The following is a 24,748-nucleotide window of genomic DNA, read 5'->3' on the forward strand; positions in this document are numbered from 1 at the left end:
TTATGATGGTATTAGTTACTTATGATGTTTCTTTTGATGATGTTGATGGTAAGAGACGTCTGCGCAAGTTAGCTAAAGCTTGTTTGGATTATGGTGTTCGGGTGCAATATTCCGTGTTTGAATGCGATATTGCCCCCGACCAATGGGTGAAGTTTAAAGCTCTGTTATTGTCGATTTATGATCCAGATGTAGACAGTTTGCGCTTTTATAAACTGGGCAAAAACTGGCGCAATCGTGTTGAGCATCATGGTGCGAAAGTTGCCGTCGATATTTTTCAGGACGCACTTATTCTTTAGTGCGCTAATCCCTTGTTCTCATCAAAATCCTAGGAGGTTAGCGTGTTCTTAATTTATTGAAAAATAAGCTCTTTAATAAATTACCGAATACAAAATGAATGTCACGTTAAGTAAATTGCGGAGGTTAGCGATTTTTACTCATTTTGTGTACATTATTTAAGCCTTCTATGGAAGGCAGTCGCTCCCTCCACGGGAGCGTGGATTGAAACCAATTAATGGTACTCCTAGTGCGATGGTATCACTGTCGCTCCCTCCACGGGAGCGTGGATTGAAACTCGTCGTCTCTTGCGAACTGATTCCTGAATGGAGGTCGCTCCCTCCACGGGAGCGTGGATTGAAACTTCTTTCATTGGTACTTGCTTTACAAGCATAAAGTCGCTCCCTCCACGGGAGCGTGGATTGAAACCATTGCTATACTCTCTAAGCAAGACAACATCACCCGTCGCTCCCTCCACGGGAGCGTGGATTGAAACAGCAGAATGATGACTTGAGCCAGGATGCAAGTGTGTCGCTCCCTCCACGGGAGCGTGGATTGAAACATATTGTAAACTCATCACTCAAAACTAAAACGATATGTCGCTCCCTCCACGGGAGCGTGGATTGAAACTTTCATGAACTTATGAATATCATGATGGCCTTTAGTCGCTCCCTCCACGGGAGCGTGGATTGAAACTCTCTACTCAGTTTGTCACATTCCGCCTGACCGCCGTCGCTCCCTCCACGGGAGCGTGGATTGAAACACCGGAATGATTAAAATCAAAGGGTGGACAGTCAGTCGCTCCCTCCACGGGAGCGTGGATTGAAACTTGCTAAGCAAAAAATCAACTGCGTGTTTAACTGGTCGCTCCCTCCACGGGAGCGTGGATTGAAACTCTGGGGTGATAAGAAATGCATTCCAAAATACCCCGTCGCTCCCTCCACGGGAGCGTGGATTGAAACTAACTAAAGTCCTGGGTAAGTCGTCAGACATGGAGTCGCTCCCTCCACGGGAGCGTGGATTGAAACGTAATTACGAGAGATATACGAGATGGGCAAGAAGGTCGCTCCCTCCACGGGAGCGTGGATTGAAACGATAATATCTCCTGCCGAATACAACTGCTTGATGGGTCGCTCCCTCCACGGGAGCGTGGATTGAAACATGGTAAGTTTGAAGCTTGGGAGCTTGAAATAAAAGGTCGCTCCCTCCACGGGAGCGTGGATTGAAACTCGAATGCATCAATGATCTGCCACTTGTGACCCTGTCGCTCCCTCCACGGGAGCGTGGATTGAAACTCGTTAAAGAGTACAGGGGGCAGTAATGCTTTTGGTCGCTCCCTCCACGGGAGCGTGGATTGAAACCAGTAAGCGGTAGTGGTTACCGTAATGTAGTTGGGTCGCTCCCTCCACGGGAGCGTGGATTGAAACATCACAGCAAGGGCCTGAACTCTCTCTTTTGCCTCGTCGCTCCCTCCACGGGAGCGTGGATTGAAACTTCGACCGCCGGATATTTTAACCGTCATACCATAAGTCGCTCCCTCCACGGGAGCGTGGATTGAAACTTGGTGGTGACTATGATGTGATAAGCCTTTTCTCGTCGCTCCCTCCACGGGAGCGTGGATTGAAACTAAAAAAGACCCGAGTGTTGGCGGTGTTACTTTTGAGTCGCTCCCTCCACGGGAGCGTGGATTGAAACCGTCTACGGTTGGCTTGGACTTGTCCTTTCCGAGGTCGCTCCCTCCACGGGAGCGTGGATTGAAACACGCTACAGCGAACCTTTACCCTCTGAATAGTAGGTCGCTCCCTCCACGGGAGCGTGGATTGAAACACATTCATCCCATTCTTGCTCGGTAAGGTTCCCATGTCGCTCCCTCCACGGGAGCGTGGATTGAAACCAGAAAGGCAAGATTAAATATTCTGACGAAACACGTCGCTCCCTCCACGGGAGCGTGGATTGAAACATGTTCGCGACCGCGGTCGCATTGAATAGTTTCTGGTCGCTCCCTCCACGGGAGCGTGGATTGAAACGGTGTTATTGGGGATATGTGATTAAAGCGGTGTAGTCGCTCCCTCCACGGGAGCGTGGATTGAAACCCAGTTGACCGGCGACGAAACTCACTGAGAATTGTCGCTCCCTCCACGGGAGCGTGGATTGAAACCGTGATTCCAAGGTGTTGCCGTTGAAAAGCGGAAGTCGCTCCCTCCACGGAAGCGTGAATTAAAACTCAAGATTTAAATCTTTAAAATTATTGGCAAATAAAATAACGGGAACGACATAAAAAAACACCCTGGCAAACCGAGAGAAAATAACCAGGGTGTTCGAGAAATTATGAGGTTTTTCTTTCAATCAGCAGCCATAGGCTGCTGATTTTTTTACGTGCTTGTTTTCGCACTGGTTATGTTGCCTTATAGCATGCTTGCTCCAATGGACAGAACTACGCAGTTCAGGGCAACGAAGAAGGCTACCAGTGGGGCAATGAACTTCAGCCAGGTCACATAAGGAATACGTGCAATAGCAAGGCCGCCCATCAATACACCGTAAGTCGGCGTCACAAATAAGATAGTACCGATACCACTCATAAAGGCAGTCACTACCAGGTCTCGACCTGTGTTTGCAAAGTCACTTAGTGGTGCCAGGATTGGCATACTCATTACGGCCAGGCCTGATGTTGAAGGGACGATGAAAGAAAGCAGCATCTCAATCCAGTAAACGGTGTTAATAAAGAGTACGGAACTCTTACCGGCTACAATGCCTTCAGCGTAGCTCAGGATAGTATCTGTAATGTTGCCTGCTTCCATGACGACCACGATACCTCGGGCCACACCGACAATCAGGGCTACACCAATCAGATCCGCAGCACCGGCAACAAATGAGTTAATCAGGTCATCTTCTTTCAGGCGGCCGACGATGCCGCATACAATACCCATGAAGATAAACAGGGTTGCCATTTCAGCCATCCACCATCCCAGGCAGGAAACACCATAGATCATGATGGCAAACGTCAGGATAAACAGTACCAGCACCGCTTTTTGTGACAGTGTCAGTTCTGGTAATTTATCGGTTGTCTCTTTATTACCCAGGAAGTGAGCTTCATTTTCTTTTCTCTGATTTGCCAGCAAAGATAATTCTGGGTTGTTTTGGATTTTCTTCGCATAGCGCATGACATAAGCACAGCCGACAACAAGAGCGATAGCCAGAATTGCAAAGCGAAGCTCGACACCACTTAGGAAATCAACACTGGCTGCATTCGACGCGATAACCGTACCGAAAGGGTTAATAGTGGAACCCAGTGTACCCACACCGGTACCGACAAAGATAACAGCAACGGCAACCAGAGGATCAAAGCGGGCTGTCATGAAAATAGGGATCAGCAGGCCGTAAAAGGCAAGGGACTCTTCGGCCATACCGTAGGAGGTGCCGCCCAGTGCAAACAGGAACATCAGGATGGGGATCATGTAGATCTCTTTGCCTTTCAGACGCACCATGATCCTGGCGATCCCGGTATCAATGGCACCTGTCTGGGTCACTATTCCCAGAAAACCGCCGACCATAAGGACAAACAGGCTGACATCAATTGCGCCGATTACGCCGCTCACCGGATCATAAAAGCCGGAAATCGGGGCCATCAGAGTATCGAAAAAGCCTTGCGGGGTGGATTCAATGACATGGAATGAGCCGGGTACAGGTACTTCGCGGCCAAGGTTTTCGTTCATCTCACGTACGTACTTACCAGCCGGTAACACATAGGTCAGCATGGCAAAGAAAGCGATCAGGAAGAACAAGATCGTAAAGGTATTGGGAAATTTTTTTATTTTTAGCATGGGTAATCCTCAGCAGCTTTTGTGCCGCATTTATTGTTATTGGATTCAGACAAAGTGTTTGCAGACGTACTCGGAGGTCATGCACTGTAGCACAGCCCCGTAGGTTAGTTCGAATTCCACCAGGCTTCCTATTTCATAAGGTTTTTTGCAATAGTCGATATCAAGGATCAGGTGATCACTGCTGCCGCCGATGACGATGATGTCTTTATCTACCGGGGTGATTTCGCTGATATCGACATCCTGCTTGCCGATGGCACAGATTGCGCGTTTACGCAGACCGCGATCGATAAATTCAGGCTTGTTACCAAAAGCATCCAGAGCCGTAGAATTGACTGGAACGGAAGGTTTAATTTTTATTTCGATGATTTCAGCTGTAAGGGTGAAAGTATCTTGGCGGGTGTCGGGAACCGGATCATCATTAAGGCCAATACCCATCATCAGTGAGGCGCCAAGGCGAAGCTGGTTGATTTCTTTTGGCAGTTCGCCGTCGAGTAACAGGTTAAGTCCTGCTGAACTGGCTCCGGAAATGTACTGGAGTTTGATGTCCAGTTCGGTTTCGATTTGTTTTGCAAGATCAACTAGACGTGTCTGGTTTTCAGCTGTTGGTTCAACACCACCGTAGCAGGCGAGGTTAGTGCCGAGGCCAACCAGTTCAATGCCGGGAAGTTCGATGGCTTTGCGGCTGAGGGCAAGGGTTTCTTCATCATAAAAAGAACCTTCGCGTAAGTCTCCCAAGTCATGCATTAGAATGACTTTGTGCAGTTTGTCTTGCTTCACTGCTTCTTCGGATAGGGCTTCAAGTGTTTTTGCTTCTGAGTTCAGCGAGATATCTGCATATTTGATGACGTCAGAGATTTCGCTCAGAGCGGGAAGGCGAAGAAGCATGGTAACAGCATCAAGATGACGGATCTTTTTCAGGTTCGATATTCTGGAATCTGAAAGAATCTTTATTCCGCCGTTAAGTATTGCTTGTCCGACTTCCGGGTAAGCACAGGCCAGTTTTGTAACTCCGGTGGGAGAAACATTACAGGCTTTACACACGCCTACCATGTTTTGGGTATTTTCTGTGATTTTATCTAAGTGGATATTTATGCAAGGGTAAGTGCTCATCTTATTACCTCTTGGTAATGTTTTTTATTTGTTTTTATTGAGCGCTTTTTAGTCGGAAAGATAAATAACGGCTTTTTGATAGTTACTTTGTGTTTAATCGATGTATTGTTTTGAGCAAAGATGCGCAGGGTGACAGATGAGACCCTGCGCATGGTTATTTTGAAAAAGATGATTAATGAGTTGTAGAAAGTGAGGTGTTATTCACTTTATGTGCTTCGCTTATTGCTTTTACTAACTCACTAGCAGCAAAAGAAAGCTCTTTAGTGTCGAGAGTTGTCAGATGGAATTCAGCGGAGTATTCAAGTGAAGGGGCATTAATTCTCACCATCTCGCCGCGTTTTACCCAGATATCCGCATAGTGATCCGGAAGATAGCCAACAAAATTGCCGGACAGCAAAAGGTGAGCGGTCGCTTCCATATTGGCACTGCTTGCCTGGGGCTTAAAGCCTTTAACCCGGCTCAGAGGTGTAATGCTATGGGCCAGGCCTCGCTCCACAACAGGGAATTCGATCAACTCATCCAGAGTGATCTCGCTGTCACTGCTAAGAATAGGGTGTCCCGGGGCGCAGTAAAGGCATTGCTTCTCTTCAAAAAGATAATCGTATTTCAGACCGTCTTTTCTGACTTCAGAAGAGGTGATGCCAAGCTCAATTTTCCCTTCAAGCAGCATCATTTCAATTTGGTACGAGTCCCAGATGTCGGTATCTATGGTGACTTTGGGGTGCTCGTTACAGAACTGCCGGATTGCCAGTTGGATTCTGCACTGGGGATTGGTCGCCAGATTATCGGTGAGCGCTAGCTTGATATGCCCGTGAGAGACACTACGAATACTATCAAGCTGTTCTTCAAAATAAGCGATGTCGTTGAACAGCATCTGGCAAAGCTGGTAGACCTTTTCACCGTCTTTTGTCAGGCGAAAACCTCGCCTTCCACGGTGGCAGAGTGTCATTCCGAGCCTAGTTTCCAGATCATTCATTCTGGTGCTGATCGTTGATTGGTGCATGTTGAGTTTAAATTGTGCTGCGGAAAAGCCCCCAGAATCGACAATCGTTACAAATAACTGCAACAGCTTTAAATCAAAGTCATTTATTTTTCGCATCTCTTTATCTCGTTTTTTATTAATGCTATTACGGGGTGCTTTATGAGTCTGAGATGTATCGCACTGGTTTAAAAATACGTAAACTTACTGGTTAAAAAATAACAGAGTCAGGCATGGAAAAACGTTCGTTGCCTATTGTCTAACAAATGAAAAAGGGAAAATAGAGCAAACAGGTTAAAGGATTACATTACACGGATTTATGGTTGAAATTTGTACTGATTGCCTCGTAACACATGATTAGGCTTTCTTTTTTGTGAGTATTATCAACAGATATGGGAAGAATGAATTATGAAAGGGATATTCAATAGTGGCATAATTGATATGCCGCATGGTAGGTAACAACAGATTGATACTGACAATGATAATATAGCCACAAAGTATGGCTAAAGATCGAGAAGCTATGACTTACAAAATTTTGATTGTAGAAGACGATCCTATTTTGAGGATTAAGGTAAAGGGGCATTTCTCCCAGGCTGGTTATACCGTTTTCGAAACAGATAACGGTGGTGAAATGAAGGAAATATTAGCTAGGGAAAAGATCGACTTAATTCTTCTGGATATTAATTTACCAGGAGAAGATGGCATACAACTGACCAGAGATGTCAGAAATACATCTGATATTGCTATTATTCTGGTGACGGGACGTACTGATCCTATTGATCGGATTTTAGGCCTTGAAATGGGCGCAGATGATTACGTCACCAAGCCGGTTGAGCCTCGTGAATTACTGGTCAGGGCAAAAAATCTGTTATGGCGTATTCAGCTTACTCGTGATGCACTTGAGCAGGCTGAGGCGGCGTGGGCGCAACTGGAAAAAGATGAAAGTAAATTCCGTTTTCTGGATTTTGAGTTTGATGTTACTCAGCGCCAGCTGACAAAAAGTGATGAAACGATAAGGCTGACAAAAGCAGAGTATGAGCTTCTTGTTGCTTTTATTACTCATCCGAATCGGGTGCTTAGCCGGGATCGTCTGCTTAATCTGATTTCACACCGTGTAGATACACCAAGTGATCGAACGATAGATGTTTTAATTCGTCGTCTCAGAAACAAAATGGAAGAGAGCATTAAACAGCCGAAAATATTCATTACTGTACATGGTGAAGGCTATTTATTTGCTCCGGATGTGGTTTAGTCCATGAACTTGACAATCAGAGCCAAGCTCACTCTTATCATGTGTGCTTCTTTGCTGACGGTCAGTGGTTTTTTTATCACCAGCCTGATTAATACAGAACAATCGGTTCTTGAAGCAGAAAAGCACAATGTCAGCGTAAAAGTCGCAAAATTACTTAATGATAATTTGAAAGGGCAGGTGGATACGGTCACCCGCTCTTTGTCTTATTATTATGAAAACTCAAAGCTGGAAAATATAAAAGTCGAGTTGGCGAAGGATATTTCTGCTTTCAGAGATACAGTTGAAAGTATTTATAATAATAGTGATTCTGATTTAGATGCTGAGATTAGTATAAGAGCATTTATTAACCAGTATCGCTGGCATAACGGACGTTATATTTTTGCCTACGATGCGACCTCTATTATTAATAAAGCGAATGGCCTTGATCGCAAAATAGTCGGTATCAGTGCGTTTGATAAACAAGATGACAATGGCACTTTTTATGCCAGAAATATTGTCAGTGCTGCAATTGAAAATGAGATAGGTTTTACCAGCTATCACTATCTCAATCCTATGACTAACAAAGTGGAAGAAAAACTGACGGCGTCAGTTTACTTCGAGCCGCTTAATATGGTGATTGCAACCGGTGAATATACCAGTGCGCTGCGAAAAGATGATTTTGAAGCAGCCCTGCAGACGATTAGCACATCTAAGTATGGTCAGAATGGTTACTTTTGGGTTCAAGATGATGACGGGCGGATTCTGGCTCACCCTGACCCTTCAATTGTCGGTACTATTATTCCCACTACAACTCAAAAGATTGCCAGCCAAATCCAAGGTAAATCTGAAGCTTTTGTTAAGACTTTCCATAAAAACCCGACAACCAAGAAAGGTGAGAATAAATTCGTTTACGCCAGAAAGGCGTTTCCGGAGTGGGGCTGGACGATCGCAACCGGTACTTACGACAGTGACCTCACCAGTATTCAGGATGGCCTGACTAGCACAACGGAAAAGATCTTCAATGCTAAAGTTTATATGAGTATTGCCACATCAGCGGGCTTGCTGATGCTGGCGTTAATTGTAGCGACCATCTCGATCAATAGGATCGTCCGACGGCTGGTGATCCTAAAAGAGCGTATCGATACTTTGTCGACAGGTGAGGCGGATCTGACCTCTAGAATTGAAATTACATCCCATGATGAGCTTGGGGATATTGGTCGTTCGGTTAATAACTTTATTAGTTACCTACAGTCGATGATCCAGGAGATCTCCCAGGCATCAGATCATATTACCGACGACATCGCTTCTGCCTCTATAACAAATCCGCAGGGGGCGATGGATGAAATTCTTGAGCCATCGGGTAGTATGACGGCGGCGATAAAAAAACTGGCCGCAGGGGACTTGTCGGTTGATATTCCCCGAGGGGAAACTGATGAAAAGAGTCAGCTTGCCGATGCAATTTCTGTGTTCAAAAAGAATGCGCTGGCGTTGCAGGAGCACAAGAATGAACTGCAAAAATTGGTTGATGAACGTACTGTTCAGCTGATTAAAGCCAACGAAGCGCTGAACTCTGAAGTGAGCAAGCATGAAAAGGCTCGTGAGCAGGCTGAGCAGGCGAACCGGGCAAAATCGACCTTCCTTGCTCATATGAGCCATGAGATCCGGACCCCTATGAACGGTATTATGGGCACCTTGCACCTACTCGATAATACTTTTCTGAATAAGATCCAGAAGAACTATACCAAGACTATTCTTGCCTCCGGTGAAATCCTCATGGGGGTGCTTAATAACGTGCTTGATTACTCCAAGATTGAGGCCGGGCATCACGATATCAATGAAACTAATTTCCACACCAATTCAGTTGTTAGCAATGTGGTAAACATGCTTACGGCTCGGGCGAAGGAGAAACACATTAGCCTGAGTTGTGAAGTTGCAGAAGATGTTCCGTATTATCTCCACGGTGATGCCAATAAGCTGACGCAGGTGTTGGTTAATCTGGTGGCTAACGCGATTAAGTTCACAGCTCAAGGTGGAGTGAAAATTCAAGTTAGCCTCAAAGAGCAAACAGAAGACAAGCGTTATCTGTTGCAGTTTAAAGTGGTTGATACCGGTAAAGGTATTCCGGAAGAAAAGCTGGCATTGATTTTTGAACCTTTTGAACAGGCAACAAAATCTGAGCGGGGGACAGGGCTAGGCTTACCAATCAGCCGACGTTTTGCCGAGTTGTTAGGCGGTGAACTGACAGTGCAAAGTGAAGTGGCGAAGGGCAGTACGTTTACCCTTACGTTGCCGCTGAACGCGGCTAAAGAAGGTAAAGTCATCTCGACCAATGAGCCTGTTCTGCTTGCTGTTCCGCCTTTAACCATCATGCTGGTTGAAGATAATGAAACCAATATCCTGGTTGCAGAAGGTTTCCTTAATAAACTGGGACATAACGTTGTCGTGGCTATGTCCGGTGAAATGGCGGAATCGGTGATAGAGAAACATGATGTAGATATTATCCTGATGGATATTAATTTGCCGGACACTGACGGGGTTACCCTTACTCATGTTCTGCGGGAAAAAGCCCATCGTTATATACCGACGATTGCGTTTTCTGCTCATGTTTTCCGTCAGGAAATTGAATCTTATCTTGAAGCCGGATTAGATGGTTTCTTAGGTAAACCGGTACAGTTTGAACAGATGCAGGCAATTATTGCCAAGGTTTATCATGGTCAGGCAATTAAGTATGAAGTGGTTGCTGAGCAGGGGGCTGCCTCCACAGTATCAGGGATAGAGGTTGTAGACATTTCTGGATGTGAGTCAGTGTTGGATCATGTCGTATCTGAAGATATGGGCCTGCTCGATGCCTCGGTATTAGAAAAAGACAGGCAAACATTAGGTGATGCCCTGGTGTGTGAAATGACAGAGGCATTTTATTCGCATTCAGAATCACTGGTCGAAAAGATGGCTTCTCACACCTCAGTTGAAGGCCTCGCTAAGCTTGCACACAGCCTGAAGAGCTCATCTGGTGCTGTTGGTCTTGTTGCATTAAGTGAAGCTTGTAAGGCGTTAGAGATTGCCTGTAAGACAGAAGGTCGTGATGAACAGGAAATAGCAGATCTTTATCAGGCTTTGCAGGAAATCTACGTCCCCTCAATAGAGAGGTTGAAAGAGAAATTTAGCTAGACGGCATAAAAGTATGAAAACAATTTATTAAATACCTGAATGTATTTTTTTACTATTTTTAAGCAATTTTGAAAAGAGGTCTGCAAAGCAGGCCTTTTTCATATTTTAGCTGGAATATCCTTTAGTACTTGTTTAATTGGAGTTTTTTTGAACTGGAAACAGCAGCTAGAGCTATGTGTTGTTCATAAATTTACACAATTATTTATTACTTGTTCCCAAAAAATATTCATCATGTGCATATCAATTAATTGATTGGGGTTTGCATATTCAGAAAGGAATTTCTGATTCAACTAATCCTCCCTTGTTGTACTTTTGATGGATGAAAAGCTATGTCACTACCATATGTAATCTTGACCATACTGAGTAATCGGGACTCTACGGGTTACGATATCACTAAAGAGTTTTCCCAGAGTATCGGTTACTTTTGGAAAGCAAGTCATCAGCAGGTATATCGTGAGCTTAATAAAATGGCTCGTAACAACCTGGTTGTATCCACTGTTGTACCGCAAACCAGTAAACCGGATCGGAAGGTATATTCGATAACGGATCTGGGACGACAGACGTTGTTTGAATGGTTCCAAGAACCTGCTGGAAACCCGACTATTCGTGATGAAGTATCTGCAAAACTTCTGGTCTGCAGTATTTATGACTCAGAGCCAATGCAGAAGCAGCTTGAGTCACTGATTGAAGAATCGTATTCGTTGCTGAACCATTATGATGCGCTGGAAAAAGTGTACTACTCGCATTATCGAAACATGACTCGTCAGTCTCGTCTTGAGCGTTTGACACTTCGTCGTGCAATTCATAACCGTCAGGCATGGATTTACTGGGCTGAAGATGTACTTGCCGAATTAAAAGAACTAGATAGTTCAGAGAATACAGAACAGGCAAATCTTCGTCTTTGTGTATAGATAGTATATATCAGCTTGTGTAGATGTTGAGTTAACAATTTAAGTAAAGAGGGTAAGTAGAAAATAGACATGGATTTTGATTACAAGATAAATCCATACAGAACATACCAGCGCACAATCGTTAATAAACGACAATAGAAATAAAAATAAAATACAAAATGTAGAAGAGTGCCAGAAACTAAAGCTCCAATATTATAGAGAGCAGTAAAAATAACTATCTGGCTAAAAAGAAAAAGAGCGACAGTTATCACAATGATGGCTGTCGCTCTTTCTGTTTCAGAGATGGCTTTTCACTGGTCTGGACGTCAGCAAAAAGAAGCTAGTTGTTGATGGATTTCATCTGTCAGCTTCATCAGTGTTTCTTCAAGCCTGAGCAAATCCGCTTCAGAAGGCAGTTCTCCGGCTTTAAGTTGTTGTTCAATATACATGGCTGACTGATGAACATATTGTGCACTGATACTACCTGATGCGCCTTTCAGAGAATGGCTGAGCAGAATGGCTTCATCTATGTCATTTTGTTCAATGGCCGTCCGGAGCTTATCAACATCGTTACAGTGCTCTTCAGCAAAGATCATCAGGAATTGTGAGATGATTTCTTGGTCATAATCCATCATCTCTAGCAGTGAATTCAGCTCGATCTGGCTGAAATTCTCCGGCTCGAATAGATTATTGTTATTGTCGGCATATCCATCATTGCCTGTTGTGGTAGTAAGTATTTCTTCTGTCAGCGTGCTCGTTGGTGGAAGTGAAGACGCTTGTTCCTGGATATCAGTAACGGCATTTTCGGTCGTAATGACAGATTTTGCTTTTTCTGTTGGCAGCGTAGCTTCCTGTAGTTCCCGAAGCCTCGCCATATGCGTAATCTTATGTTTGAAGCGTTGAAGTGCATCTAGCAGTTTACGTTCATCAAGCGGTTTTGTGATGACGCAGTCTACCCCTGCATTCAGCATCGACTTCTGAGTTTCTTCAAATACGTCGGCAGTACAGGCGAAGATTGGCACCTGACTAATCTGCTGATTCACTTTTCGTATTTTACGTGTTGCCTCAATGCCATCCATTACAGGCATATGGTTATCCATCAGAATCAGATCAAAATATTCCTGTTCAAGAATGGCCAGGGCTCTGGCGCCGTTTTCTGCTGTACGGGTAGTAAAGCCTCTTTGTTTAAGAAAAGCATCAATGATTAAAACATTAAGGTGGTTATCTTCCACTATCAGTACTTTAAGATTGGCGAAAGCTTGTTGGTCGAACTCAACATTGTCCACTTCCGGTTGCATGTACTGACCCTGGTGAATTGTTAGGGTGACCGTAAAGGTTGAGCCTGCACCCGGCGTGCTCTCCAGGGTAACACTGCCGTTCATCAGTTCAGTCAGTTGTTTTACGATACTTAATCCAAGTCCGGTTCCGCCAAAACGACGGCTTGTAGATGCTTCAGCCTGAGCAAATGGATCAAATATGTAGTGAATCCGATCCGGTTCGATACCTATACCGGTATCTGTGGTAGTGATAGTCAGTATGCGCTCATTCTGCGTGGCACCTTCTTCCATCTTTAAATTGACTTCGACTTTGCCTTTTTCAGTGAATTTGATGGCGTTACTGATGAGGTTGAATAGGATCTGGCGAATCCTGGCTTTGTCGGCATAGAACCAGTCATATTGGTTAAATTCGCAGTTGATATTGAAGTCGATGCCTTTTTCTTTGGCCAGAGAGTAATAAGTACTTTCTATCGTGCCGACAAGATCGGTAAAGCAGAAGTTGGTTGGATCAAGTTTAAGCTGGCCCTGTTCAATTTTAGAGAAATCAAGGATGTCATTGAGTAGCGTCATCATGTGTTTGCCGGAGTCCAGTAGAGTGCGCAGGTGATGTTCCTGCTCTTCCGACAGTTTCGTTTTTAACAGCAACTGGGAAAGTCCCAGCATGCCATTCATCGGTGTCCGGATTTCGTGGGATAGGTTAGCAAGGAAAGCCGATTTTGCTCTGTCCGCGGCCTCGGCTTTGTGCAGGGCGCGGTTGAGTCTTTGGGTGTCGTAAGAGATTTTATCTGCCCCCTGGTTCAGAGCATCATGCAGAACCTGTAATTCATGCGGGCCTTCAAATTCATCATTTCTGTCATAGTTGCCTAATCTGAACTGGGCGGCAAAACGGGAAAGTTTTGCCAGCGGCTTTGTAATGCGTTTGGTCATTGTTATAGAAAGGATAATGACAATCACCGCTGTTAGCAGTAACGAAGCCATAAAGAATTTGTGCATGTAGTCGAGAGTATGGGTCACCATATCTTTCGGGGTGATTGAAACCAGTGACCAGAGAGGCTGTTGTTCATTGTCCTGTATTGTTAGCCGGGAAATAGTCGCAATTAGTTCATCACCGTAACGGTCGCTATAGCGCAGAACTTGTTTATGACTGTTATCGTCTGTCAGGTAGACCTGCCTGAAACTTTCGAATGTCTGTAGGTGATGGCCTTGTTGTGGGCCGGACAAAATCACATCGCCACTTGGATCGATAAGCAGCAGGTGGTCCTGCTTATTAATGCGTTCTGCAAGGAAAACCAGCTTTTCGTTAAGTTCACTCAGCTCATATTTCACAATCAGCATTTTTTGCGTGTTTGCTGAAGTGCCTGCTTGCTCTGAAGTGTTAACTTGAGTGATTAAGTAAACAAAAGGCGTTGTATCCTGCTGTTGTGGCTGGGAGATAAAGACATTATTTGGTGTGTTGCTTAGTATTTCGGGAATTGCCGTTAGCTGATTGATACCGGCCTGGTTTAATTTTTCGACTAGAGAGGCTATTGAAATTAGGTGGGATGACTCAGCTACGGTATATCTGTCTTTTGTGTTCTCAAGCAAATATATGGCAGAGAAGGCGGTATCGACAGTTGTAATTTTCTCCAGGTAGCGGCTGATGAACTGATGGGTTACACGCTCTGAGCCGGCATTTGAAGCAAAAATAGGGGAGTTGGCCAGTGTGTTGAGTATAACCAGCCGTTTTGCAAGAATATCATCAATATTCTGTGCAGCCAGATCCGTTCGATTACTAAGATTTTGAGAAATCTGTGTCAGTGCGACAGTTGATAGTTTTTCACTGGTGACCCAGCTGTATATGAAAGCCGGGACAATACCGATGAACAACATACTTGCCAGTAACATTGGCTTGATACGATATGGAATTACCCTAAACAATCTACAGCACCCCAAGATTTTAGATTTATTAATTGTTTGTAAATAAATCTTAGATAATTATCAATCTCTTCGCATGACTGAAGGAAGGAAAGTTGATCTCAGCTGCAAAGCGAGTGAAAAGAAAGAGCTGACGTGCCATTTGGCTTGTATTTAGAGGAATGAAATTAGTGAAAACTATCAGGCTGCATACTAAATAGCATGCAGCCAGGGGGGATTGATGCTCAGGTGAAATGGAATTAACTAAGCAGTTGCTCAAGTGTTAGTGGGGCGGAGGTCAGGCCCATTTGCTGTGCAGGTGTTAGTCCTGAACGATCCTGTCGGCATAGGTTGTGCCATGCTCTGTAAATATCGAGCAGAGGCAATAAACCAGCCGGACGTAGTTTACGGCGCGGTTCATCAACCAACTGAGCGAATTGGTCATGGAAACGTTTCTGGTAGTCGCTGATAGTGCGGTGAGATGCGATTTCCAGCCATTTGTCTTCATCACCTTTTTCACCACCAAGGTGACAGACACCTTTACTGATGTCGTCATGACGGGTGAATGCCCAGCGATCACGCCACCATCCCATCAGTACGATGTCGATTCTTCCTGCTGCCTGTCCATGCAGCCAGCCCATATCTTCTTCAACGTAGAGCGGATGAATGGTTTTCGCTTTAATACGATCCATAAATACAGAAATACAGGCAGAACGCATCAGCGGTTCTTGTGGTATGAAAATCGCGAGTGATTCATTGTATTCCAGCATCTCTGCGAGGTGCAGGTAATGTGCATATACCGTGTACTGCGGGCGGATCAGGCAACCTTTGGCTGGATAGTTAATCCGCGGCATGTTGCTGAGTGGATCTTCTAGGTTCGGACGTGACAGTACTTCACGGTATTTAGCATCAACGCGAGCAAGAATACCTTGTGGTGTCGGAGGTGGTACTTCAACCAGTCTTGCCTTTGGTGGTGCCATGAAGCGGGTGCCATCAACGTACGCATCATGTTCTTCGCTGGCATCTTCAACATCACTTTGCTGGAAGTTAACATGCTGCCCGACAACATAACCGGAAGCTGCTTCACAGCTTGCGATCCAGGTAACCCCGTTACTGCTGTTTGGCTGTAACGGGATCAGGTCGGATGCAAGTGACAGTGTCTGGGCATGTTTGAATAGTCGCGCATCGAACATCGACAGCTGGCGACGGCAGCGGCTAGCAATTTGTGACAGTTGATCGTAGAACGATTTCGGGTTCATGCTTAGACGACGACAGATGTCTCGTACCGAACAGCCGGTAAACAGCAGTGCCAGTAATTTCTGCTGAATCTGGTTCTTGCCGTTAAAGCCTGACCAGCGGTCAACAAACGTGGCTTGGCAGCATTTGCAGCGATAACGCTGACGGTCACCACTGTAGCCAAATGCATGATATAGGTGACGGTGAGTTAGTACAGGTAACCCGAGATTTTCACACTCAGGATTACTACAGGCTGGCAGACCGCTGCTTTGCATTATCTTAAGGCGGGCAACTTCGGCCAACACATCGTTGTTATTCAGAACAGGCGGAAATGCACCGCATTCTCGGCATACAAGAGTCGGACGGTGAGGATTGGTTCGTTGTAACACGTAGTGATGTTTGTCGGTGGAACCGAAATTACAGCAGCCGATAGTTTTGCAGTGGTTAAGCTGAAGATTACCGCTAGCCGGAGGCAATAAGGAATCATTGCAATCGGTGTGAAGTGTTTTCATCATAACAGCCTAACCTTATCCGTGTGCCAGAGCATAGCGTGATTAGCCGCAAAGCCTTTCACTAAAAGGGGGAGGGAAGGGTACTGAATAAAAGGAATGCACCTTTTATTCAGTACATAATTAGATGTTACCAATTAACAGAAAGAGCATCCGGTGCGCCTGAGCGCAGAGGTTTGCAGTCAGCCCTCAGTTCAAATTGTGTAAGACGCCACATTTTACAAAATTTTGAGCTGCGACCATTTGCAATGTCTGTCTCTTGCTAACCCTAATTGTCCCTAGTTTTCACTAATACCAATATGATCAATGCATTAATCACATTCGTATTTGCGCCTACCATGAGGAAATAAGTGGCCGGCGTAATCGGGGGTAACGCCAGCCACTGAAAATCAGATTAGATGCTGATAGCTGTTTCCAGAGCTACGTTCATCATCTGGTTGAAAGACTTCTGACGGTCTTCAGAGCTTAGTTTCTCGCCACGCTTGATGTGGTCAGAAACTGTCAGGATAGTCAGTGCACGAGCACCTAACTCAGCAGCTACACCGTAGATACCAGCTGCTTCCATATCAACACCCAGCATGCCCAGTTTTTCCATCTTGTCGAACAGGTCAGCTTCAGGGCTGTAGAACAGGTCTGCAGAGAAAACGTTACCTACACGAACAGGAACGTTTTGCTGGCGAGCCTGGTTTACAGAAGTTTCCAGCAGGTGGAAATCAGCGATTGCTGCAAAGTCATGGTCGCTAAAGCGAATGCGGTTTACTTTAGAGTCTGTTGATGCACCCATAGCGATGATAACGTCCATCAGTTTTACGTCATCATGTACAGCACCACAGCTACCGATACGGATTACATTTTTCACGCCGAAATCTTTGATCAGCTCGTGAACATAGATTGAGCATGACGGAATACCCATACCGTGGCCCATTACAGAAACTTTTTTGCCTTTGTAAGTGCCTGTGTAACCGAACATGTTACGAACATCACATACAAGCTTCACATCTTCCAGGAAGTTTTCGGCGATGAATTTGGCACGCAGTGGGTCGCCTGGCATCAGGACTGTTTCAGCGAAATCACCAAGTTCTGCATTGATATGTGGGGTAGCCATAGCTCACTCCTCGGAATTTGTTATTTAATGAATATGGGAAATTAAGAAAAAAAACGCTCAACAATAGTTTGGTATGCAATACCGCCAAGGTAAACACCTACGATACCCATAATGCCTGGCAGTACAGGTGGCGCTGGAAGCGGAAGTTTGATGGCGGAGAAAAATACGCCAACAATTAAACCTGCAAAGATTGCAAGTAAAATCTCGTTCATGTGTTTACCCTCGTTGTGTTGCATGTTTTGTTTCGGCTTGTGAGGCTGCTCTGACTGGCGCCTTTTATTGTTGCCGTTTGATGGAGCCAGTTTAAGCAACGAGCGTTAACAATCTCGCGATCGCGATCACAAATTGTCTCGCTATTATCCAAAAAATGGCTGTCGATTACCAATTCTGTTGAAACTGGGAGGGAAACCGTTTGCCTGATAGGCTTGTAAATTGGCAATTTGAATCCTTTTTTTTTGATGGTTTATGCTTTTTATCAATGTGTTATGTTATTTTGAGCAAATGCTTGGCGTTGAGAAAAAGTAATGCAACAGCTCAAGTGAACATGTGATCTTGCAATGGATTACATTGCGACCAGGTTCAAAAATGAGTCAAAAATGGGATAGTGATCCCCAACACGTAATGCCTTTGCCAACTGGTATTTACTCTAGTTGTTGTCTATGGATTAAAGGCATAAGCCGATCGTTTGATACTACATATCTGCTCTGTCGGGGGGCTACTTTGTGAGGGAATACAATGATGAAAAAGTACGTGATAGCAGCTGTATTATTTTTTGCTTCTTTACCTGTAAGTGCTGAGATTTTTGGTTTATCAGCAGGTGCAACGGCTGGTGGAGCCAATGTTAAATTTGACGGTAACAGTGACTATGGATTTGAGTATGGCGTTCATGCAAGGTATCAGTTCAATGACATACTAAGCATTAATGCAGGGGTCGTGCAGGGTAGTGCTGATGTGGATGCGAATCTGCAAACAGCAGACAATGAAATTGACTATACGGCGTTTCCGGTAACAATCCGTGGGGATCTTCCTTTATTGATCGGTAATTTATACGCGAAAGCCGGAACAAATTATTACGATGTGGATATTGAGAGTCCGGGAATACAAATAAATGATGACGGTTGGGGCTTTACCGGAGGGGCCGGTTTTGTATTCACCCTGCTGCCTTTACTTGACCTGAGCCTGGGGTATGAGTACCGCAATATGGGTGACGTTGAGAGTAACGCCGTTGTACTGGGTGTACAGCTTGGAATTTGACCTGTTTTCCTGCCTGTTAACATAAAGATGACTGAAAGCTGCCACCTAGGTAGCTTTCTTTACTTCTGTATATAGGAGATTTAGTGGAACTCGTTGAGAAGGTATCTCCGAAGGTGAAAATTTTACAGTTCATATGGCTAGCTACTTAATAGTTAGGATAAATTGTGCTTTCATTTTTTTATTTATTTGGTTGAGGAATAGCATTGATGATGCAGATTTAACTGTTCAATAAATAATTTTTTTGTTTTTATTCAGTCTTTATTAAGAAAAAAGTAAAAGAGTGCCAATTTTCTAAAAAATGAAACGGATCATAGTTGCTGAAAATAAATTCCTTTACTATGTAGTCAATAATTGTCGAGAGCATAAACGGAGGCGTATTGATGACAAACTTTGACTACTACCGGGCTACAGCAGATAAAGTCAATGCAGCCATTCTCCGTAAAGTAAAACTACCTTGGCAGGTTGAATATCAGCCTGCTGATGATGCAGTCGCCTCAGGTAAGAGTGGCGAACAAAAGTTACTGATGGTCTCGCCAAGTGGATTGATTTGTCAGAGGATTTCATTACCAAAGGCTGAGGCCGAGTCGTTTTGGTCCGATAAGGAATCAGTCTGTTCTATTGTCAGTGAATATGTTGTGAGAGGGGCATCCCGCCTTGCTCCCTTACGTCAGACATCTTATCGGAATAACTTTCCTCACTGGTTGGAAGAGTGTATCCAGCAACTGCATTATTTAATTGGTTCAAAAGACAAATTACTTCAGTTGATGACCGACACTCATTACCCATTTCCAAGTAAAGTCAAAGTTCAGGGCAATTATTTACCATGCTGGGTCTGGTATAAAGAAAATAATCAATATGCGGTGTCTGTTATTGATCGCCGGACAGGATTATTCAGTAAGCCACAAACAGTAGGTGACGATCAGTTAGTTGATAACGAAAAGTGGTTCGGTGCTCAGGTTATCGATTCTGCTGATGAATGTATTGAAACTGTCACCTATTACATTTCAGAACTGGTCAGAAAACAAACGGACCCTACAGAACCTGAGCCCACACTGACTGATGTGATACATAATCCTTGTAAGTCGACACTCAGCCCGGTTTTAAGTTTCGGGCTCATCATGGGAGTGGTTGTCAGCTTCTTTTTGATTTTTAAAATGCTCCTTGGCTTTTGATTTCGGTTAATCCCGGTGCACTTGGCTGTTTATGCATTGGTTCCGACAAGAAAATCAGCTAAGATTTGCGCTGTGTTTTTCCGTTGGTGCTGGTTATGCATAATCTTACGTTGTTATCTCAAGCTGAAAAAAACCGTATTGAACTGGATAAGCAGGCCGCTTATGTTGTCTGGCAAATTAAGAATGCCAAGCGTGGTTACGAAGCTATTGCTGAAGTCAGCAACAATATTGAAGATGACGATGAGCGCGAATTCTTCGACAACGCGGTAACCAAGTACAAGACAAAGATGGGTGTTGCATAACCCTCATCTCTCTGCTGAAAGAAGCTGCCATTGGCAGCTTTTTTGATCTCAGTGATTAGATATTGACTAAATCATCAGTCTTTGATGTGAACTTCATGATTCTGAGGCATAATGCGCGCCTTTTTCTTTATGGTCTGGTATCTTAAAGAAAGATACAGCCTGAGAAACGCGTGTATAGTAACGCTTCGGAATCAAGGTATCTGGTTTAGTAATATGGTATATCTCCGGTTTTCACTGGCTTGGCAGTGAGTATGTTTGGGTGCTGCCAGATGGTTGGAAAAAACCGGTACAAAAGGAAGGTGAAATGAGTGCGAGCAAGAAGGTTCTTGTTGTTGATGACGATCAGGAAATTCGCGAGCTGCTGGATGAGTACCTGACGAAAGCAGGTTTTACGGTCACAACAGCGGCCGAAGGCGAAGAAATGAAGCGTCGGCTGGCGATGGGTTACCCTGATCTCATTTTATTGGATGTTATGATGCCGGGTGATGATGGTTTTACCCTTTGTCAGTACATTCGTAAAACTTCTGATGTACCTATTATTATGCTGACAGCGGTATCTGACGAAATGGATCAGATCATTGGCCTGGAACTGGGTGCTGACGACTATATTGCTAAGCCGTTTAGCCCGCGCCAGCTTATGGCGCGTATAAAAGCGTTACTGCGCCGGGTTCAACCAACTGAAACGCAGCAGGCTCCGGCAACGCCGAAGGCAATTCGCTTTGCCAACTGGCGTTTGGAGACCGGGTCACAGCGTCTTTATGACCTGGATAAAGGCAAAGACTACGAACTGTCAGGCAGTGATTTTGCGTTGTTGATGCTGTTTTTGACCCGCCCTAATGAAGTATTGGATCGGGATACGATCTCATTTGCGACCCGAGGCCGCGAAGCACACCCTTCTGAACGTGGTATTGATGTTCAGCTTAGTCGCTTACGTCAGCGCCTTGGTGACAAGGGTACACAACAGCGTTTGATCAAAACAATTCGTGGTAACGGCTACGCCTTTAATGCCGAAGTCACTTACGAAGAGTGATTCCCTCCTGATGTGATACAACAAGGCATCGCAGCATGAATTTGAAAAAATGGTGGCCAAAGTCTCTTTTGGCCCGCACCCTGTGGCTAACATTGCTGGCAGTTTTCCTTGCCCAAATGATTGCCACTGTGATTTGGTATGGCCAGTCAAAACAGCGGGATCTGGAGGGGCTTGAGTCAGCATCAGCCAGCATGGCTAACATGTTTGCCTCTACAGTTACATTCTTTCAGTCTCTTCCGTTGGAATATCGGCATATCGTTCTGGATCAGTTGCGAAATATGGGAGGCACCCGCTTCTTCGTTTCGTTTAATGAAGAAGAAATCAAGATTGATCCTATTCCGTCCTCATTAATGAAAAATACCGCCGTCAGGGTATTTGATGAAGTCTTGAGAGAGAAGCTTCCGCGTCTTGACGTTATCAGAGTAGAGTTTTCCCACCCGGAAACTCTTCATGTTCTGAAAAACGATATTTTGCTAAGCGATTTACCGCGATCCTGGGCTCACTATACGCTCAGCCTCGAGCCATTAAATCCGCCGATCCTGGTTGTCCAATTGGAGCTGGCAGAGAATGAATGGCTTTATATCGCCGCTCTTTTGCCTGCGCCTTACGTCAGCCTGGAAGATGAAATCATCACTAACCAGCAAGTGATGTTTTTGCTGTTCATTACTACTCTGCTGTTAGTGTTTACTTATTTCATGATTCGTCGCCAGACCAAGCCTTTGAAGCGCCTGGCTAATGCAGCCAATGCCTTGAGTTTTGATATCTACCAGCCACCGCTGGTGGAAGAAGGGGCGAGTGAACTGATAACGGCTACTCAGGCATTTAACCGGATGCAGTTGCGCCTGCGCCGTTATATCGATGACCGTGAGCATCTTTTCTCTGCTATTTCCCATGACTTGAAAACACCAATTACTCGCTTGAGACTCCGAGCTGAGTTGATTGACGATGAGGATAAAATCGAGAAATTTAACCGTGATCTTGATGAGCTTGAGATGATGGTGAAAGGTGCCTTGCAGACAGTGAAAGACACCGACCTTCACGAAAACCTTATCCAGGTTGATCTGGCGGAAGTGCTGCAAAGTATTGCTGAACGTCATAACAGCAAACGAACCAAGGTTCACCTGCCGGATACCAAAATTGCTCCACTTACGGGCAAACCATTGGCGTTGAAACGATGCCTGAGTAATTTGATCGATAATGGGGTGAAGTATGGTCATGAGGTAAATATCATTGTTTCGGATGAACCTGATGCTCTTGTGCTGATCATTAAAGATAAAGGGGAAGGTATTCCGGAAGAGATGCTGGAAACGGTTTTTGAGCCTTATTTCCGCATTGCCAAAGATGACGAAGGCCACGGTCTGGGAATGGGGATCGCGCGTAATATTATCCACGCCCATGGCGGTGATATGACCATCCACAATGCTAAGGAAGGTGGTCTGGAGGTTAAAGTTTACCTTCCTCGCCTGCTGAAAGAGTAGGGAAGGAGCATTCGGGGAAACGTATGAAGACTTTTAAACGGGCTTTGCCTGTATTGATACTGGCGTTGTCTGCGTCTGTTGCTTCTGCAGGAGAAGTGGAAGTTTTGCACTGGTGGACTTCTGGCGGTGAGGCTAAATCTGTGTCTGTGCTGAAACAGAAGATTGAAGGTCAGGGTAATACCTGGAAAGATTTTGCGGTTGCAGGCGGTGGTGGTGAAAGTGCCATGACGGTTTTGAAAACTCGAGCTGTTTCAGGAAATCCGCCGTCAGCAGCGCAAATTAAAGGTCATGATATTCAGGAGTGGGGGAAGTTGGGTTTCCTCACTGATTTGAGTGATGTCGCTGATGCTGAACATTGGGATCAGGTATTGCCGGAAGTCGTGACTAAGGTGATGAAATACGACGGTAATTATGTTGCTGTGCCGGTTAACGTCCACCGGGTTAACTGGCTTTGGGTGAATCCTGATGTATTGAAAAAATCCGGAGCCAAAGTACCGACAACACTGGATGAGTTTTTCATTGCCGCAGAGAAGGTGAAGGCCGCAGGCTTCGTGCCTCTAGCTCATGGCGGTCAACCATGGCAGGACATCACATTATTCGAGGCTGTGGCGTTGGCCGTTCTGGGAGCTGAAGATTATCAGAAAGCCTTTGTTGATCTTGATATGGATGTGCTTTCCGGCGACAAGATGACGGAAGTTTTTGTCCAGTTTAATAAAATGCGTGATTACATTGATCCTCAGTATCGTGGTCGTAGCTGGAATGCAGCTACCTTAATGGTGATTGATGGTCAGGCAGCGATGCAGATCATGGGTGACTGGGCAAAAGGTGAGTTTGCAGCGGCCGGTAAGGTGCCGGGTAAGGATTACCTGTGTTTGGCTGCTCCGGGTACAGAAGGGCAGTTTACCTATAACATCGATAGCTTTGCTTTTTTCAAACTGAGTGATGAAGAAAACCGTAAAGCGCAAAAGCAGCTTGCCAGAACCATTCTGGATAAGGACTTTCAGGAGATCTTCAATCTAAATAAAGGTTCGATTCCAGTTCGTCTTGATATGGACATGAGCAAGTTTGATCAGTGTGCGCTGGATTCTATGGCAACGTTCAGATCGACGTCGACCAATGGTGAGCTGGTGCCAAGTGTATCTCAAGGTCTGGCAACCACAAGTTATGTTCAGGCGGCGATTTTTGACGTGGTAACTAACTTCTTTAATGCTAAATCACCGGATCCGCAACAAGCAGCAGGCAAATTAGCCCGCGCAGTAAAATCGGCGATCTAAGTAACTATTTTCTTTCATAAACGGCCCAAGTTCTCAGGGCCGTTTTTTTGTTTTCATTCGTACACCACCTTAATTACTTCATATACTTAGTGTGATAATTCTTCTGTTTGGAATTAAAGGGGGAGGTGAAAATGAAGTTGCTGTTTCTTGTTCGTCATGCAAAGTCTTCCTGGGATAACCCAAAGCTGGATGATCACGATCGTCCTTTAAGTGAACGCGGCATGAAAAATGCGCCGGAAATGGCTTTTCGGCTTGATGCCTGGCAGTTAGGTCCACAGCTTATTGTTTCCAGTACAGCACTACGAGCTGCTCAGACAGCGTCTTTTTTTGCTCAGGGGCTTTCCGGTAAGCCAACACTGGAAGCATGCTCTTCGCTTTATACCGATTCACCTGCAGTGCTGTTGGAAGTGATTCAGAACAGCCCAAATGAAATTGATCGACTGATGATTGTTGGTCATAACCCGGCAATGAATGAGTTAATCAGCCAGTTGGATTTTGATTTAGATAACTTTCCGACGTGTGGAGTTATCGTGTTTGGTCTTGAAATCGATAGTTGGAAAGACATTGATAATGAACCTGCGATAGCGCTTTATTATGATTATCCCAAACGAAAGAAGCCAAAAATGAACCATAGTGGAAAATAATCATATGATTTGCTTGCTGTTTGAACGGTTGACTTTGTTTTATTGATATTGTGCTTTACAACTTTCCGTCAGCTATATAATATTCGCCGCACTTACGGAGAG

General features: G+C 44.8%; 18 protein-coding genes and 1 CRISPR repeat array. Of the genes, 11 read left to right on the forward strand and 7 right to left on the reverse strand.

Features of this window, described 5'->3' with window-relative positions; genetic code table 11:
• The first annotated feature begins 2 nt into the window (after nucleotides 1–2).
• Nucleotides 3–296, forward strand: coding sequence for a CRISPR-associated endonuclease Cas2 (gene cas2, locus C942_RS10045; protein WP_007465286.1), 294 nt, complete (start codon nucleotides 3–5; stop codon nucleotides 294–296).
• 177 nt (nucleotides 297–473) lie between these two features.
• Nucleotides 474–2,497: direct repeats of the CRISPR family, unit length 32 nt; unit sequence GTCGCTCCCTCCACGGGAGCGTGGATTGAAAC.
• Nucleotides 2,498–2,678: 181 nt separating this feature from the next.
• Here the strand turns inward: cas2 and C942_RS10050 are convergent.
• The 3 genes from C942_RS10050 to C942_RS10060 all read right to left on the reverse strand — a co-directional run bounded on the left by C942_RS10050 (nucleotide 2,679) and on the right by C942_RS10060 (nucleotide 6,303).
• Nucleotides 2,679–4,094 (reverse strand): YfcC family protein, encoded by a 1,416-nt coding sequence (locus C942_RS10050; RefSeq protein WP_007465289.1) that lies wholly within the window; start codon nucleotides 4,092–4,094, stop codon nucleotides 2,679–2,681.
• A 45-nt stretch (nucleotides 4,095–4,139) separates the two neighbouring features.
• Nucleotides 4,140–5,204 (reverse strand): alanine/ornithine racemase family PLP-dependent enzyme, encoded by a 1,065-nt coding sequence (locus C942_RS10055; RefSeq protein ID WP_007465290.1) that lies wholly within the window; start codon nucleotides 5,202–5,204, stop codon nucleotides 4,140–4,142.
• 172 nt (nucleotides 5,205–5,376) lie between these two features.
• Entirely contained in the window at nucleotides 5,377–6,303 is a 927-nt protein-coding gene (locus tag C942_RS10060; RefSeq protein ID WP_007465293.1) for a LysR family transcriptional regulator, read from the reverse strand.
• A gap of 400 nt (nucleotides 6,304–6,703) precedes the next feature.
• Here C942_RS10060 and torR point away from each other — a divergent pair, with 400 nt between their 5' ends.
• The 3 genes from torR to C942_RS10075 all read left to right on the forward strand — a co-directional run bounded on the left by torR (nucleotide 6,704) and on the right by C942_RS10075 (nucleotide 11,493).
• Complete coding sequence (torR, locus tag C942_RS10065) at nucleotides 6,704–7,435, forward strand: two-component system response regulator TorR (protein ID WP_007465295.1); 732 nt, start codon at nucleotides 6,704–6,706, stop codon at nucleotides 7,433–7,435.
• Between the two features lie 3 nt (nucleotides 7,436–7,438).
• A complete protein-coding gene (locus C942_RS10070) occupies nucleotides 7,439–10,582 on the forward strand; it encodes a cache domain-containing protein (protein ID WP_036799562.1) in 3,144 nt (1,047 codons plus the stop codon).
• A 329-nt stretch (nucleotides 10,583–10,911) separates the two neighbouring features.
• Entirely contained in the window at nucleotides 10,912–11,493 is a 582-nt protein-coding gene (locus C942_RS10075) for a PadR family transcriptional regulator (protein ID WP_007465298.1), read from the forward strand.
• A gap of 305 nt (nucleotides 11,494–11,798) precedes the next feature.
• On the opposite strand, the gene C942_RS10080 is transcribed toward C942_RS10075, so the two are convergent.
• The 4 genes from C942_RS10080 to C942_RS10095 all read right to left on the reverse strand — a co-directional run bounded on the left by C942_RS10080 (nucleotide 11,799) and on the right by C942_RS10095 (nucleotide 17,704).
• Complete coding sequence (locus tag C942_RS10080) at nucleotides 11,799–14,666, reverse strand: hybrid sensor histidine kinase/response regulator (RefSeq protein WP_232428163.1); 2,868 nt, start codon at nucleotides 14,664–14,666, stop codon at nucleotides 11,799–11,801.
• A 236-nt stretch (nucleotides 14,667–14,902) separates the two neighbouring features.
• Nucleotides 14,903–16,393: a lactate dehydrogenase gene (locus C942_RS10085; RefSeq protein ID WP_036799564.1), complete on the reverse strand. Its 1,491-nt coding sequence runs from the start codon at nucleotides 16,391–16,393 to the stop codon at nucleotides 14,903–14,905.
• A gap of 388 nt (nucleotides 16,394–16,781) precedes the next feature.
• A complete protein-coding gene (gene deoD / locus C942_RS10090) occupies nucleotides 16,782–17,492 on the reverse strand; it encodes a purine-nucleoside phosphorylase (RefSeq protein WP_007465303.1) in 711 nt (236 codons plus the stop codon).
• Between the two features lie 41 nt (nucleotides 17,493–17,533).
• On the reverse strand, nucleotides 17,534–17,704 hold the full coding sequence (locus tag C942_RS10095; protein ID WP_007465306.1) for a XapX domain-containing protein: 171 nt from the start codon (nucleotides 17,702–17,704) through the stop codon (nucleotides 17,534–17,536).
• A gap of 523 nt (nucleotides 17,705–18,227) precedes the next feature.
• Here C942_RS10095 and C942_RS10100 point away from each other — a divergent pair.
• The 7 genes from C942_RS10100 (at nucleotide 18,228) to C942_RS10130 (ending at nucleotide 24,646) form a co-directional block, all read left to right on the forward strand.
• Entirely contained in the window at nucleotides 18,228–18,746 is a 519-nt protein-coding gene (locus tag C942_RS10100; protein ID WP_007465308.1) for a porin family protein, read from the forward strand.
• A 380-nt stretch (nucleotides 18,747–19,126) separates the two neighbouring features.
• Nucleotides 19,127–19,918: a hypothetical protein gene (locus C942_RS10105; RefSeq protein WP_007465309.1), complete on the forward strand. Its 792-nt coding sequence runs from the start codon at nucleotides 19,127–19,129 to the stop codon at nucleotides 19,916–19,918.
• A 95-nt stretch (nucleotides 19,919–20,013) separates the two neighbouring features.
• Nucleotides 20,014–20,220, forward strand: coding sequence for a DUF3283 family protein (locus C942_RS10110; protein ID WP_007465310.1), 207 nt, complete (start codon nucleotides 20,014–20,016; stop codon nucleotides 20,218–20,220).
• Nucleotides 20,221–20,524: 304 nt separating this feature from the next.
• Nucleotides 20,525–21,250, forward strand: a complete 726-nt coding sequence (locus C942_RS10115) for a response regulator (protein WP_036799585.1) — start codon at nucleotides 20,525–20,527, stop codon at nucleotides 21,248–21,250.
• A gap of 35 nt (nucleotides 21,251–21,285) precedes the next feature.
• The gene (locus tag C942_RS10120) at nucleotides 21,286–22,728 is read left to right on the forward strand and encodes an ATP-binding protein (RefSeq protein ID WP_007465312.1); all 1,443 of its coding nucleotides are present in this window, start codon (nucleotides 21,286–21,288) and stop codon (nucleotides 22,726–22,728) included.
• A gap of 23 nt (nucleotides 22,729–22,751) precedes the next feature.
• Complete coding sequence (locus tag C942_RS10125; RefSeq protein ID WP_007465314.1) at nucleotides 22,752–24,002, forward strand: ABC transporter substrate-binding protein; 1,251 nt, start codon at nucleotides 22,752–22,754, stop codon at nucleotides 24,000–24,002.
• 131 nt (nucleotides 24,003–24,133) lie between these two features.
• Entirely contained in the window at nucleotides 24,134–24,646 is a 513-nt protein-coding gene (locus C942_RS10130; RefSeq protein ID WP_007465315.1) for a SixA phosphatase family protein, read from the forward strand.
• Nucleotides 24,647–24,748 lie beyond the last annotated feature (102 nt).

This window comes from Photobacterium marinum (assembly GCF_000331515.1).
Classification (GTDB): Bacteria; Pseudomonadota; Gammaproteobacteria; order Enterobacterales; family Vibrionaceae; genus Photobacterium; species Photobacterium marinum.

Coding starts and splice junctions, on each gene's coding strand:
- C942_RS10105 (WP_007465309.1), top strand. CDS start 19,127: ATGACAAACTTTGACTACTACCGGGCTACAGCAGATAAAGTCAATGCA.
- C942_RS10070 (WP_036799562.1), top strand. CDS start 7,439: ATGAACTTGACAATCAGAGCCAAGCTCACTCTTATCATGTGTGCTTCT.
- C942_RS10085 (WP_036799564.1), bottom strand. CDS start 16,393: ATGATGAAAACACTTCACACCGATTGCAATGATTCCTTATTGCCTCCG.
- C942_RS10060 (WP_007465293.1), bottom strand. CDS start 6,303: ATGCGAAAAATAAATGACTTTGATTTAAAGCTGTTGCAGTTATTTGTA.
- cas2 (WP_007465286.1), top strand. CDS start 3: ATGATGGTATTAGTTACTTATGATGTTTCTTTTGATGATGTTGATGGT.
- C942_RS10110 (WP_007465310.1), top strand. CDS start 20,014: ATGCATAATCTTACGTTGTTATCTCAAGCTGAAAAAAACCGTATTGAA.
- C942_RS10130 (WP_007465315.1), top strand. CDS start 24,134: ATGAAGTTGCTGTTTCTTGTTCGTCATGCAAAGTCTTCCTGGGATAAC.
- torR (WP_007465295.1), top strand. CDS start 6,704: ATGACTTACAAAATTTTGATTGTAGAAGACGATCCTATTTTGAGGATT.
- C942_RS10050 (WP_007465289.1), bottom strand. CDS start 4,094: ATGCTAAAAATAAAAAAATTTCCCAATACCTTTACGATCTTGTTCTTC.
- C942_RS10120 (WP_007465312.1), top strand. CDS start 21,286: ATGAATTTGAAAAAATGGTGGCCAAAGTCTCTTTTGGCCCGCACCCTG.
- C942_RS10095 (WP_007465306.1), bottom strand. CDS start 17,704: ATGAACGAGATTTTACTTGCAATCTTTGCAGGTTTAATTGTTGGCGTA.
- C942_RS10100 (WP_007465308.1), top strand. CDS start 18,228: ATGATGAAAAAGTACGTGATAGCAGCTGTATTATTTTTTGCTTCTTTA.
- C942_RS10125 (WP_007465314.1), top strand. CDS start 22,752: ATGAAGACTTTTAAACGGGCTTTGCCTGTATTGATACTGGCGTTGTCT.
- C942_RS10075 (WP_007465298.1), top strand. CDS start 10,912: ATGTCACTACCATATGTAATCTTGACCATACTGAGTAATCGGGACTCT.
- deoD (WP_007465303.1), bottom strand. CDS start 17,492: ATGGCTACCCCACATATCAATGCAGAACTTGGTGATTTCGCTGAAACA.
- C942_RS10055 (WP_007465290.1), bottom strand. CDS start 5,204: ATGAGCACTTACCCTTGCATAAATATCCACTTAGATAAAATCACAGAA.
- C942_RS10115 (WP_036799585.1), top strand. CDS start 20,525: ATGAGTGCGAGCAAGAAGGTTCTTGTTGTTGATGACGATCAGGAAATT.